Origin of the sequence: Pseudomonas sp. TWR1-1-3 (assembly GCF_049896805.1) — a bacterium.
Taxonomy (GTDB): Bacteria; Pseudomonadota; Gammaproteobacteria; order Pseudomonadales; family Pseudomonadaceae; genus Aquipseudomonas; species Aquipseudomonas bubulae.
This window is the reverse complement of the sequence record NZ_JAFCUZ010000002.1, coordinates 662,703-675,743: the sequence shown is the minus strand read 5'-3', so window position 1 is coordinate 675,743 and position 13,041 is coordinate 662,703. Positions and strand designations below refer to the sequence as shown.

Annotated in this window: 12 protein-coding genes; 8 read left to right on the top strand and 4 right to left on the bottom strand. The window is 54.5% G+C overall.

Features of this window, described 5'->3' with window-relative positions:
- Nucleotides 1-32: 32 nt before the first annotated feature.
- The gene (locus tag ACP7BE_RS10615) at nucleotides 33-1,343 is read right to left on the bottom strand and encodes an aminotransferase class III-fold pyridoxal phosphate-dependent enzyme (RefSeq protein ID WP_426105785.1); all 1,311 of its coding nucleotides are present in this window, start codon (nucleotides 1,341-1,343) and stop codon (nucleotides 33-35) included.
- Between the two features lie 191 nt (nucleotides 1,344-1,534).
- On the opposite strand from ACP7BE_RS10615, the gene ACP7BE_RS10610 reads away from it, so the two are divergent.
- Nucleotides 1,535-2,272: a sulfite exporter TauE/SafE family protein gene (locus ACP7BE_RS10610; RefSeq protein WP_095001497.1), complete on the top strand. Its 738-nt coding sequence runs from the start codon at nucleotides 1,535-1,537 to the stop codon at nucleotides 2,270-2,272.
- 20 nt (nucleotides 2,273-2,292) lie between these two features.
- Complete coding sequence (locus ACP7BE_RS10605; RefSeq protein ID WP_095001496.1) at nucleotides 2,293-3,051, top strand: SDR family oxidoreductase; 759 nt, start codon at nucleotides 2,293-2,295, stop codon at nucleotides 3,049-3,051.
- Here ACP7BE_RS10605 and ACP7BE_RS10600 read toward each other — a convergent pair.
- Nucleotides 2,987-3,829: a hypothetical protein gene (locus tag ACP7BE_RS10600; RefSeq protein ID WP_426105782.1), complete on the bottom strand. Its 843-nt coding sequence runs from the start codon at nucleotides 3,827-3,829 to the stop codon at nucleotides 2,987-2,989. The two genes, ACP7BE_RS10605 and ACP7BE_RS10600, sit on opposite strands and share 65 nt — an antisense overlap.
- A gap of 148 nt (nucleotides 3,830-3,977) precedes the next feature.
- A complete protein-coding gene (locus ACP7BE_RS10595) occupies nucleotides 3,978-4,916 on the bottom strand; it encodes a LysR family transcriptional regulator (protein WP_426105780.1) in 939 nt (312 codons plus the stop codon).
- 119 nt (nucleotides 4,917-5,035) lie between these two features.
- Between ACP7BE_RS10595 and ACP7BE_RS10590 the strand changes: the two genes are divergently transcribed.
- From ACP7BE_RS10590 to ACP7BE_RS10575, 4 genes are all read left to right on the top strand, one after another.
- Entirely contained in the window at nucleotides 5,036-5,932 is an 897-nt protein-coding gene (locus ACP7BE_RS10590; RefSeq protein ID WP_426105778.1) for a DMT family transporter, read from the top strand.
- A 55-nt stretch (nucleotides 5,933-5,987) separates the two neighbouring features.
- On the top strand, nucleotides 5,988-6,380 hold the full coding sequence (locus tag ACP7BE_RS10585; RefSeq protein ID WP_426106069.1) for a cupin domain-containing protein: 393 nt from the start codon (nucleotides 5,988-5,990) through the stop codon (nucleotides 6,378-6,380).
- Nucleotides 6,377-7,966, top strand: coding sequence for a CoA-transferase (locus ACP7BE_RS10580; protein WP_426105776.1), 1,590 nt, complete (start codon nucleotides 6,377-6,379; stop codon nucleotides 7,964-7,966). The genes ACP7BE_RS10585 and ACP7BE_RS10580 overlap by 4 nt, the downstream gene beginning before the upstream one ends.
- A 78-nt stretch (nucleotides 7,967-8,044) precedes the next feature.
- Nucleotides 8,045-9,682 carry an FAD/NAD(P)-binding protein gene (locus ACP7BE_RS10575; RefSeq protein ID WP_095001490.1) on the top strand — a complete coding sequence of 546 codons (1,638 nt, stop codon included), beginning with the start codon at nucleotides 8,045-8,047 and terminating at the stop codon, nucleotides 9,680-9,682.
- A 107-nt stretch (nucleotides 9,683-9,789) separates the two neighbouring features.
- Here ACP7BE_RS10575 and kdgR read toward each other — a convergent pair whose 3' ends face one another.
- Nucleotides 9,790-10,569, bottom strand: a complete 780-nt coding sequence (gene kdgR / locus ACP7BE_RS10570; RefSeq protein WP_095001489.1) for a DNA-binding transcriptional regulator KdgR — start codon at nucleotides 10,567-10,569, stop codon at nucleotides 9,790-9,792.
- A 211-nt stretch (nucleotides 10,570-10,780) separates the two neighbouring features.
- Between kdgR and ACP7BE_RS10565 the strand changes: the two genes are divergently transcribed.
- Together ACP7BE_RS10565 and manD are read left to right on the top strand one after the other, a co-directional pair.
- The gene (locus ACP7BE_RS10565) at nucleotides 10,781-11,782 is read left to right on the top strand and encodes a sugar kinase (protein ID WP_095001488.1); all 1,002 of its coding nucleotides are present in this window, start codon (nucleotides 10,781-10,783) and stop codon (nucleotides 11,780-11,782) included.
- A 4-nt stretch (nucleotides 11,783-11,786) separates the two neighbouring features.
- The gene (gene manD / locus ACP7BE_RS10560) at nucleotides 11,787-12,998 is read left to right on the top strand and encodes a D-mannonate dehydratase ManD (protein ID WP_095001487.1); all 1,212 of its coding nucleotides are present in this window, start codon (nucleotides 11,787-11,789) and stop codon (nucleotides 12,996-12,998) included.
- The last annotated feature ends 43 nt before the right edge of the window (nucleotides 12,999-13,041 follow it).

Below are 13,041 nucleotides of genomic sequence, written 5' to 3'. Positions count from 1 at the left end.
GAGAGGGCTAGGGTGAGGGACTTGCTTTAGCCTTACAAAACCTCCCGCCCCAACGTCTCTCTCAACACTTCAAACATCGCATCCAAATCCGCCCGGCCAGTCACCAGCGCCGGGGCAAAAATAATCGCATCCCCGGTCGTTTTAACATGCAGCCCGGCGTCATACAGCGCCCTCTGCACCCGCGCACCTTTGGCTCCCGGCGCATCCCCCGGCGTCAGCTGTATTCCGCTGAGCAACCCATACCCGCGCAAATCACTGACCTGTGCCAACCCCCTCAAACCGCTCAAGGACTCCAGAAAATACGGCGCCAGTTGCGCGCCCTTGGCAAACAAATCCTCATCCCGGTAAATATCCAGCGAAGCCAGCGCTGCCGCACAGGCCACCGGGTGCCCGGAGTAGGTATAACCGTGGAACAGCTCCGGGCCGCCACCTTTGCTGGCATTGATCACTGTGTCGTAAATCGCCTCGTCCACCGCCACGGCACCCATCGGGATTGCGCCATTGGTCAGGGCCTTGGCCAGGGTGATGAGGTCCGGCTTCACCTCAAAGCTCTGTGCTGCAAACGCCTGGCCGGTGCGGCCAAAACCTGTGATGACTTCATCGAACACCAGCAAAATCCCATGTTTGTCACAAATGTCGCGCAGGCGCTTGAGGTAGCCCACAGGCGGCACATACACGCCGATGGAGCCGGCAATCGGCTCCACAAAGCAGGCAGCAATGCTGTCGCCGCCATGCATGGCGATGATCCGCTCCAGGTCGCTGGCCAGGTCGGCGCCCTGCTGCGGTTCGCCCAACTGAAAGCGCTGGTCCTCTTGCCAGGTGTGACGCATATGGCTGACGTGGGGCAGGCCGCCGGTGGCGAAGGCCTGGCGGTTGCGCATCATCCCCGACAGGGCCACGCCGCCAAAGTTGACGCCGTGATAAGCCCACTCGCGGGACACAAACCGGGTGCGCTGGGCTTCGCCGCGGGCACGGTGATAGGCCAGGGCAATTTTCATCGCGCTGTCCACCGACTCGGAGCCGGAGTTGGTGAAAAACAGTTTGTTCAGGCCAGCAGGCAACAAGTCGCTCAAGCGTTCCGCCAGCTCGAAAGACAACGGCGAAGCCCGTTGAAAGTGCGGGGTGAAATCCAGGGTCAGCAATTGCTTGCACACCGCCTCGGCGATCTCGGTACGGCCATGGCCGGCAGCGCTGCAAAACAACCCGGAGCTGCCATCGAGCAGTTCGCGGCCCTCGGCATTCCAGTAACGAACGCCCTCGGCGCGGACGAACAACTGCGGTGCGCGGTGAAACTCACGGTTGTCGGTAAAAGGCATCCATTGGTGGTTCAGATTCGTCGCCATGCATGTCACTCCTGAGGGTCGGTCCGGTGCGGCCAGTTGCTCGCAGACTAGTCACGGCCGGGGGCAATCCTTAGATCCAGATGGGGTTTTCGATAGGGCCAGTTCTGGCCCCATCGAAAGCCCCGACTGGATCTAAGCCCCGGGGCGCGCGGCTGACTACAGTGGCGCCATTGAGCACCCTGGAGCAGCGTATGAACCCTGAAGCAAGTTGGGCCCTGAGTGCGCTGTGCGTACTGGTGGCGGCTGTGGTGCGCGGGCTCACGGGGTTTGGTTTTGCGGCCATTGCCGTGGTCGGGCTGGCGATGCTCGGGTCGCTGCAACAGGCGGTGCCGCTGGTGCTGATTCTGGAAGTGGCGTCCAGCGTGATGCTGTTGCGCAGTGCCTGGCGCGAGGCGCATTACCCGCTGCTCAAACGCCTGCTGCTGGCGGCCGCGTGTGGAGTGCCGTGCGGTATCTGGTTGCTGACGGGTATCGACAGCGGTGGGCTGACAGTGGGGGTCTACCTGTTGGTGGGGCTACTGGCGATTCTGGGTCTGGCGCGTATTCGCCTGCCGATGGGCGAGGGTCGCGTCGGTGCCTGGCTGGTGGGGGGCAGCAGCGGGGCGTTGATCGCCGCATTCAGTATTGGCGGGCCGCTGGTAGTGGCGTGGCTCAGCCATTGCGGGCTGCGGGCCCGGGCGTTGCGAGCGACGCTGATCATGTTCTTTTTTGCCGTCGATCTTGCCGCGCTGGCCGGGCTTGCGGTGGCTTTGGCCATCCCCCCCGGCACAGGCCGGCAGGCATTGCTGATGCTGCCTGCGCTGCTGTTGGGGCTGTGGCTGGGGCAACAATTGTTCGCGCGTATCCAGGCCGAACAGGCCGCCCGTTTTACCCAATGGCTATTGCTGGTGCTGGCAGGCGTTGGTCTGCTGGGCCGGTCGTGGTCCTGATCGATCCCAAGGAGCTGTCTATGATGCCGACTGTTTTTATTACGGGTGCCACGTCCGGTTTTGGCGAAGCCTGTGCCCGCCGTTTTGCTGCTGCAGGCTGGTCGCTGGTGCTTACCGGTCGCCGGGCCGAGCGCCTGCATGCACTGGCTGACGAGCTGTGTGCGCAAGCCAGAATCTTGCCGCTGGTGGTGGACGTGCGTGACCGTGTCGCGATGGAGCAGGCCATTGAACATCTGCCTGCGGAATTCAGCAGTTTACGCGGGCTGATCAATAATGCCGGGCTGGCATTAGGCACCGCGCCAGCCCCCGAGTGCTCGCTGGATGACTGGGAGACCATGGTCGACACCAATATCAAGGGCCTGCTGTACAGCACACGCTTGCTGCTGCCACGGTTGATCGCTCACGGTGCCGGGGCAGGCATCGTCAATCTGGGGTCTATTGCCGGTAACTGGCCGTACCCTGGCAGTCATGTGTATGGCGCGAGCAAAGCCTTTGTGCGGCAGTTCTCATTGAACCTGCGCTGTGACCTGCAGGGTACCGGCGTGCGCGTCACCAACCTTGAACCTGGCCTGTGCGAGAGCGAGTTTTCGCTGGTGCGCTTTGCCGGGGACAAGGCCAAATATGATTCGGTCTACGCCGGAGCCCAGGCGATTCAGCCTGCGGACATAGCCGAAACGATTTTCTGGATTCTCAACCAGCCGGCGCACATCAATATCAACAGCCTTGAGTTGATGCCTGTGAGCCAGTCGTGGAACAACTTTGCGATTGAGCGGGCTTGAGCCCGGCTTTCCAAGGCGTGTACTCGACGCGATAAAAAGCGCTGCTCATGCCCTGGGTGTTGGGCACAAAGCCCGGCATGGCGCTCAAGTCCAGTTGCTTGCAGCGCTGAACCAGTCCTGCAAGCAACCCATCGTCCTGCCTGAACTCAGAAGGGCGCATGGCGTGCGGATCAAGGCTGGCGGTACATTCGCGCACCTGGCCGGTGCTGTCAGTCATCATCATCAGCGTGGCGACACCAATGCTGTCGATGGGCATCGGCGCGAGCAGTTGCTTGAACAAAAAGTCGTTTTGCGCCTTGTCCTGCAAGGCCGCATCGCGCCGTGCCCGGGTCTCGGGGGAAAGCCCAACCAATGGATACACCAGAACCGGCGCCACGACACTTGCCGTCTTGCTCTTGGGGTCGATCAGTGACGAGGGCAGCTCGGGGAACACCGCTGTCCAGCAGATCGACCGCAGGTCCAGGGCCAGCTTGCGATTGTAGGGGTAAACCCTGGCATCCACTTTCTTGTTGGGTTGAGTGCCGCAGCCAATGATGCGGTTCTTGTCATCGAGGGTCAGCATCAGATTGAAACTGCCATCGCGCCCTTGGGCATTAGCCAGGTCGCCCTCACGGGCGAGCACACTGCTGATCAGTTTTTCATACACACCGCGTTGTACCGCCTGCTCCTTTTCCTGGGCTTGGGTGAGCTTGGGCGGGCTATCGGGGTCAATGGTCGCTGACTGGCAACCTGCAAGCAGCACCGCTGTCAGGGCGAGGGGGAAAGAGGGTTTGAACATGACGATCCTTGTGCGAGAGGCTAACCGGTGGAGTCCTTGCCGTTTTTTAAACGGCGGGCAGTTTATCGCATTCAAGGTGTTTATTGCAGTTGGGTTGTATTCGCGTTAACAAGATGGGGCTGTAATGCGTGCTGGGTTGATTTTGGGGTCAAGGAGTAGCCGATTCCCAAGGCGGAAGCGGCGCCCATTGGCCTTTCAGGAAATCAATGAATGTACGCGTTTTTACGGGCAAGTAGCGACCGGGCATATGGATCAAATACAAGGAATTGCCTGTCGAGCCAGTGATTGTGTAATCGGGCAAAACACGCTCCAGGGTTTTGCATGCAAGATCTTTTGCGACCGCAAAAGTTGGCAGCAAGGCAATGCCAGCTCCGCTCAAAACCAGGTCTCGCAAGGCCTCGCTATTGTTGACTGAAAATGAGTTGCAGACATCAACTGGGTAATGCACACCGTTTCTGATCAAGTTCCATGTCGTCTTCCTGTTATGGAAACCGTAAAAAAGACAATTGTAGCGCACCAAGTCTTCAGGGTGCCTGACGGGATGACCTGTATTCAATAAGTCAGCCGTTGCTACAAGCTCATAGGTAAGGCGGCAAATGAATTTTGCAGAGAGGTTGGCAGGAGGCTCATTACAAAGTCGGAGGAGCAGGTCGTAACCTTCCTCTATCAGGTTGACATGCCGATCCAGCAAACAGAGTTCGATTGAAATAAGAGGATGATTTTTCGTGAAATTAACCAGCATTGGCAGGACATACAACCTACCGAAAGCAACAGAGGTACTGATTTTCAATACGCCTGATGGCAGCCCTGTAAATAGTTCTGCATCTGCACGTAGACCCTCAAGTTCCTGAGCTATTTTTACTGCGCGCTCGTGAATTACTGCCCCCATGTCAGTCAGGCTGAGGTGTCGCGTATTACGATTCAATAGCCGAATGCCCATGCTGTCTTCCAGATCGCGTAATTGCCGGCTGGTGACAGCTTTATCTTGAGCCAGTGCTCGGGAGGCTTTCGAAATGCTTCCGCACTCAACAATCTTCGCAAACGTCAACATCCAACGAGCCGTATTAATACCTCTTGAAGAGGTCATCGTTGCACTCCTGTCAACTTACTGTTGATCTAATGAGGTCTATTGGCGGACTGGTATTCAAGTCACTATGTCCGCATGTTGTTTCTGAATAAAGCTGGCTATAGAAAGGAACCTGTACGATGACTAATGCAGTGCCTGCGACTGACAAAGCTTATCACCGTTTAGGGTGGCCGACTGTATTCATTTTAATGTGGAGTTCAGGTTATGTGGCAGGCAAAGTTGCATTGCCATTTGCGGGTCCTTTTGCATTGATTTTTATGAGGTTTTCAAGTGCAGCTGTGGTGCTTTTTATCGTGGCTCTTGTTGCGCGTGCTGCATGGCCGAAATCTCCTGCAATATATATGCATCTGTGTATTGTGGGAATACTCGTACAAGCACTTCAATTTTCAGGGCTCTATGTTGGCTTGAGTCTTGGCGTTTCAGCGGGTATCTCTGCGCTAATTGTTGGCTTGATGCCAATACTGACCGCGCTGGGAGCTGTAGTTCTGTTTGGCGAGCGAGTCACTAAAAAACAGGTCTCAGGGCTTATTGTGGGATTCTCCGGTGTTGTTGTAGTTATGCTCGACAAGATAGGCCTCGGGCAGTTTAGCTGGGAAGGATGTCTGGCTGTAGTGTTTGCACTTTTTGGGATCAGTGCAGGCGCTATCTATCAGAAGAAATTTGTCACGCATGTTGATTTGCGTACGGGAGGATGCATCCAGCTTGCTGTCGCGAGTGTGGTTGTTGCTCCGTTGGCGTTTTTTTATGAACACTTTGAGGTCTCTTGGAATGCAACGGTGCTAATTGCAACTGGCTGGCTGAGTCTGGTTAATTCAATTGGTGCTGTGAGTGTTCTTTTTTTGATGATGCGCCGTGGTGAGGCGTCAAAGGTGGCCAGCTTGTTTTATTTGATTCCTTCGACGACCGCTGTCATGGGCTTTCTGGTGCTTGGAGAGGGACTTAGCGGGTTGCAGTTGTCAGGTTTTATCCTGTCTGCGGTCGGTGTTTATCTTGCGGCGCAATCTTCAGGTAAATGAAGGTTGTTGTAGGGGTGTGTTTGATAAATGGCAGTTTAATGCTTGGAGATTTTATATGGTTGTCAATAAGGGTCGTGTTGGGTCCGTTATTTATCGGCTGTTTGACAAGCGGTGGCGCGATCAGAACTTGCGGTGGGAGCCTTACTCATATGACGGGCGTAAGCACGTGGAAATTTCTCGGCTCTATGACGATAGAGATAATGGTGTTGGGCCTTGTGCAGCTATATTGCGTTACGCTCCAGGGGCGTTTGCTCCGGCCCACCTTCATACGGGGACAGAGTTGATTCTGGTGTTAGAAGGCGAACTGAGTAATGACTCGGGATGTCACTCTGCAGGTACATTGGAAATCTGTCCAGCGGGTAGCATCCACGCACTGTCCTCAAAGCTGGGTTGTGTCTTTCTTGTCATTTGGGAGCAACCAGTGCAGTTGCTGAGTGACCTTATATGAACATTGCAACTGCAGATCAAGTGGCCGGATTGATAAGAGATGGTTGGGTTCTAACCATTGGAGGTTTTGGGCATTGCGGGGCTCCCGAGGCACTAATTTGTGCACTTGAACGGCGATTCATCAATCACGGAAGCCCAATGTCACTTAGTGTGATTTTCTCATCTGGCGTTGGGGATCAAGAAAAAAGAGGTCTCAATCGTCTTGCACACAAAGGACTGATTTCCAACCTCATCGGTGGTTTTTGGGCTCTTGCGCCACGCATTGGTGAGATGGTCAGGAGAAACGAAATTGAGGCCTATAACTGGCCGCAAGGTGTCATCAGCCATCTGTATAGAGCAATAGCCGGTGGGCTGCCGGGTGTAATAACTACGGTAGGGTTGAGCACTTTCGTGGAACCTCGGTTTGGAGGTGGGCGGTTAAATAGTATCTCCAATCGTAAACTGATTGATGTGCTCGATATTAATGGAAAAGAATACTTGTTGTATAAAGCGATGCCTATTCATTGTGCCCTGCTGAGGGGGACAAAATCGGACGCTGCAGGTAATATAACTATGGAAAAGGAAGCAGGAAAATATGACGTTCTTGCGCAAGCTCAGGCGGCCAAGAAATCATGTGGTATTGTCATCTTTCAGGTGGAAAGGATTGTTGATGACAGTGAGGTGGATTCGCGATTAGTTGTTATTCCCGGTATTTTTGTCGATTTTGTTGTTGTGTCTGAAAGTGCTCAGCATTGGCAGACGTATGGTGAGTTTTTTAATGTGGCTTACTGTTGTCGCCAATCTGAAATTAAGGGATTTAAAGCTGAGCTTGAAAATAAAGCCAAAAACATTATTGTTCGGCGTGCGTTTTTTGAGCTGTTGATGTATGCGGAATCACTCAAACGCTCGACGCCACTCGTTATTAATCTCGGTATCGGTGTTCCTGAAGGTATTGCACAAGAAGTCAGGCGTGGAAAGTGCGAGAGTAATGGGGTTGTCCTAACTGTTGAGTCTGGTGCCATTGGCGGTTATCCCGCTGGAGGGCGATCATTTGGTGCAACTGAGTCACCGCAGGCTTTTTTAAATCAAGCGCAGCTGTTTGACTTTTACAATGGCGGCGGCATTGATATTGCTTTTCTTGGTTTCGGGAAAATAGACCGGCAGGGCAGAGTTGATGTGTGTGGATTTGGCGAAAGGATCAACGGGGTAGGTGGGTTTATAAATATATCAAAAGCGGCGCAGAATTTGGTGTTTTGTGGAACGTTTACAGCGTCTGGGCTGAAGGTCTCTTACGATGATGATAGAGGGTTTGAGGTTGTAAGAGAAGGAAGGGCGAGGAAGTTTGTTACTGCGGTGAGTCATGTGTGTTATGACCCAGGAGGGGCTGTTCGTTGTCGTACACCCTTGTTGATTACAGAGCGCGCCGTATTTAAAATTCGTAAGTGCTATTTTGAAATGATTGAACTTGCGCCCGGCTGTATTTTTTTTAGGGATATAATGCCGTACATGGATGTCCCCGTCGTTGTCAGTCGCACACTCAGGGTGATGCCAGAGATTGTTTTTGGCCCCGGACCGATTACGCGATCTTCCGTTATGAACGTGGTTTGAAATATTTTAAGCGAGTGGGCGTTACCGTGTGGCTGATCTTTATCGTCTGTGCGAATGGGTAGATAAAGTGAGTGAGTTATGTTTGTTAATGATGATAAAAAAATATTGGCAATCGTTGGTGGTGGGTCTGTTAGTGTCTCTGTCGTGTGTCAGTTGGTTGATGAGATCATTGGCGCGGGAGGTTGCGATATTGGCTGCGTTCACATATTTGAACCTTGTTCGAGAATCGGCGCTGGGCTTGCCTATCAGCTTGATGGCCCGTCCAACTTATTGAATACAAGGGCGGCTGCTATGTCCCCCATTCACTCAAAGCCTGACCATTTCATAAAATGGTTAAGGGCCAATGAGGATAAATGGGAAGCATTTTTTCCTCAGGTTGTTATTTCTGATGAGGTTTTTTTACCGAGAGGGCTATTTGGTCTCTATTTGGAGAATATTTTTCAGGACGCAAAGCAAGCTCTGCACGCTCTTGGGATACCTGTGCATCATGTTCGGTCAATGGTGACTGGCATGGTGGTTATGAACTCGGGCTATTTGCTGCGGACATGTGATGAGCGTTTTTTTGCCGATAATGTTGTATTGGCACTGGGTAATCTTCAGTCTTCAGATTGGAAACATCTGCTTCTGGAACCCGGTTTTTTCACCTCGCCTTATCCATGCTCTACGTTGGTGAAGAATGTTCATGATTTACAGTCTGTTTGTGTTTTGGGCTCTGGTTTGAGTGCTATTGATGCCGTGGTAGCTCTTGCAGACGCTGGGCATCAAGGGAAGCTTATAATGGCGTCCAGAGGCGGGAGGTTGCCGAGTGTCCGCGGTAACCAAAGTGCACGATGTTCTTCCAGAACGTTTACACGTGAAAATATAAGGGCGCTGATTAAGCGCAGTCACTATCATTTGTCCTTGGCGCAGGTTTATCAATTACTTGTTGATGAGGTTTTTCAGCTTCAGGGTTTTAAAGTAGATATAGACAGTATTTTGCATAAGGACGCCGGTCCGCATCACTATTTGGATATTGAAGTTCGTGATGCCAAAGGCCAGGAGCGCGTGTGGCAATCGGTACTGTATAGCCTCAATGAAAGTATCGATTTAATCTGGCATTACCTTGATGATGTTGATAAGGCGCGCTTCGAAGCTGAGTTCAAGAGTCAGTGGTTAGCGTATCGAGTTTCATTTCCCATGCAAAATGCAATAAAGCTTCAAACGCTTATTCACAATGATCAGCTTACAGTTTTTGGTGGCGTAAGACGTACATGGCGTGACAGGTCTTCCTCACAATTTGCAACCTGCATCAACGACCCTAGGCGAAGTTTCAGGGCCACTATTTACAGTGATGTACTTATTAACAGTGCTGTGTTTACGACCGATGTAACCCGTTGTTCATCAGCCCTCGTCAGGCAGATGCTCGATTCTGGTCTTGCTGCTGCTCATCCTTTTGGTGGGATAGATGTAAATTTCCATACCAATGAGCTTCGTACGTGCACGGGGGCGCTGCTACCAGGTGTTTATGCCTTGGGAGCTCTAACGTCAGGTACGCATTTTTGGACCAATGCGATGAATGTAAACGCAAGGCTGGCGAGTAATATTGTTCGACTGCTTGTGCAGCCAGCGAGAGTGGAATCACATGGTTTGTTATTGTTGCCAAACACAGCCTCAACACAAGTGTCTAGTAAGTTGACCGTGCAAGCGGCTAGGCCTGATAAAGGCGATCAGGCCTGACAGCACTCTAATTTGAGCTTGCTTTGAATGCTCAAGTTGATAATTCGTTCTTGAGGCTCAAGTTACAGCCGTGTGGCTGAGGTGGCTTGCGCCATAGCAATCCTCTCCTATGAATGCCAGCCCAACTGACTTGAAACCTGCTGCGAGGCTTCCATCAGTTGTTTGACGTAGTCCTGTTTCAGTTCCTCACGAAAGCGAAAGCACGGGAAGGATACGCTCATGCCGCCAATCACATGGCCGAAACGGTCGCGGATGGGGGCTGATAAACAACGCATGTTGTCTTCAAATTCTTCATGGTCTTCGCCATAACCCTGCTGGCGTACCACAGCCAGTTCCTGCAGGTATTCGTCGATGCTGGTGAGGGTGTTGGCGGTACGCCGCTCGAAGCTCTCTTCGCGCAAATGTGCCAGCAACTCATCCTCTTTCAGCCAGGCCATCAGCACCTTTCCGATGCCGGTGCAGTACAGCGGCGCCCGACGGCCGATACGCGAATACATGCGCAGGTTGTATTTGGAGTCGATCTTGTGCACGTAGACGATGCTGCCTTCGTCGAGGATGCCCAGGTGCACGGTTTCCCCGGTCAGTTCGTTGATCCGGCGCATCCCCGGCTCGGCTTCGCGCACGATATCCAGATGGGGCAGGGCCTGGGCACCCAGTTCGAACAACCGCACGCTCAGGCGGTAGCGGTCTTCAGCATCCTGAACCACATAACCACGGGCCTTGAGCGACTGCAAAAAGCGATAGACCGTACTTTTTGACATATCCAGTTTTTGCGCGATTTCGGACACGCCACTCTCTTCCGGGTGCTCGGCCAGCGCTTCAAGCACGGCCATGGTGCGGCCGACTGCAGAGACCAGTTCATTGTTCTGGGTGGTGCTGTTGTCCATGAAGGCTCCAACGCAAATGAAAAAAACAAGGATATACCGTAGGGAAACGAAACGCTGTTTCATTTTTCTTGACGGTGCGGGGATTTTGATTAAACTCGCCCTCAAGCAATGAAATGAAACGCCGTTCCGAAAATAATAATCAGCTCGATGCAAGGACACGATCCGTGCCTGTATCGACGCCAAGCGACCCATAAAAACAAGGCGCGAAGTGATGACGGTAACCCTCGGGCATTGCCCACAGGCCGATTTGCCCCACCCTCGACGAGTCGCTCTGGTGGGCGAGTGCATGATTGAGATGCGCGGTCTGCCAGGAGCGCTTTTCAGCCAGACCTTTGGCGGCGATACGCTCAATGCAGCGGTCTATCTGTCACGTCTGGGTGCTGGCAACGGTATTGTTGCCGACTATGTAACCGCCATCGGCGCAGACGCTTTCAGCGTTGCCATGCGCCAGCTCTGGCGTGATGAGGGTGTCGGCGATCAGCATGTGCGAGTGATCAAGGACGCGCTGCCCGGTTTGTATTTCATCCAGACCGATGACCAGGGTGAACGCCGCTTTGCCTACTGGCGCGGAGAAGCCGCCGCCCGACGGGTTTTCGACGGTCCAGAAGCCGACGACGTACTGCGCGCCCTGGCCGACTACGACTATGTGTACCTGAGCGGCATCAGCCTGGCGATCCTCACCGCCGGCGGCCGCGAGCGCCTGATGCAGGCCCTGGGCCAAGCGCGCCAGAGCGGCACGCGCATTGTCTTTGACAACAACTACCGCCCACACCTGTGGCCAGATGCGTCTTCTGCACGCAAGGCGTACAGCGACATGCTGCGCCTGACCGATCTGGCGCTGATCACCTGGGAAGACGATGCTGCGTTGTTCGGCTATGCCGATCCCGAAGCCCTGTTTGGCGCCTATGCCCGGTTTGGTGTGGGCGAAGTGGCTCTCAAGCGTGGCCCGGCTTCGTGCCTTATCCAGTGCCCGACCGGGCGTTTCGAGGTGCCCGCCGAACAGGTACGGCAGATCGTCGATACCACGGCGGCAGGCGACTCTTTCAGTGCTGCGTACCTTGCCTGCCGCTTGCAAGGCGGTGAGCCGCAACAGGCTGCGCGCTGGGGGCACACGCTGGCCGCAGAAGTGGTGCAGCATCCCGGCGCGCTGATTCCCGCAGCGGCCATGCCAAGCCTGAACATGCCTGTATTTTCTTCTGTCGCCGAGGCCTGAACCGATGAAAATTGTTGAAGCACGCGTGATTGTCACCTGTCCGGGTCGCAACCTGATCACCCTGAAAATCGTCACTGACGAGGGGGTCTACGGCATTGGCGATGCGACTTTGAACGGCCGCGAAATGGCGGTTGTCGCCTATCTCGAAGAACACGTGCTGCCCGCGTTGATCGGACGTGATGCCCGACGTATCGAAGACATCTGGCAGTACCTTTACCGCGGTGCCTACTGGCGTCGAGGCCCTGTGACCATGACCGCCATTGCCGCCGTTGACGTGGCACTGTGGGACATCAAGGCCAAGGCAGCCAACATGCCCCTGTACCAGCTGCTCGGCGGCAAAAGCCGCGAGCGGGTAATGGTGTACGGGCATGCCACGGGCAAGGACATCGAAGGCTGCCTGGCCGAAGTGGCCCGTCATGTGGAACTGGGCTACAAGGCGGTGCGTGTGCAATGCGGCATTCCGGGCATTGCCACCACCTATGGCGTGGCCAAGCGCAGTGGCGAACGCTATGAACCGGCCGACAGCGACCTGCCAGCAGAGCATGTCTGGGACACCGCCAAGTACCTCAATCATGTACCCAAGCTGTTTGCCGCCGTGCGCGAGCGCTTTGGCGATGACCTGCACATCCTGCATGACGTTCACCACCGCCTGACACCGATCGAAGCAGGGCGCCTGGGCAAGGCTGTGGAGCCTTTCAACCTGTTCTGGCTGGAAGACTGCACCCCGGCAGAAAACCAGGAGGCATTTCGACTTATCCGCCAGCACACCACAACCCCGCTGGCGGTGGGTGAAGTGTTCAACTCGATTCACGACTGCCGCGAGCTGATTCAGGAACAACTGATCGACTATATCCGCGCCACCCTGGTTCACGCGGGCGGTATTACCCATGTACGGCGGATCGCCGACTTTGCCGCGTTGTACCAGGTGCGCACCGGCTTTCATGGCGCCACCGACCTGTCGCCGGTGACCATGGGCGCGGCGCTGCATTTCGATACCTGGGTGCCCAACTTCGGCATTCAGGAGCACATGCCCCACGACCCGCTGACTGATGACGTCTTCCCCCATGCCTATCGCTTTGAGGACGGCCATTTCACCCCGGGTGAAACCCCGGGCCATGGCGTCGACATCAACGAAGAACTGGCTGCCAGGTACCCCTACAAGCGCGCCAGCCTGCCGGTCAACCGCCTGGAAGATGGCACGCTCTGGCACTGGTAATACCGCTTAAAGCTGATTGCTCGACTGTTTAATAACTATAAAA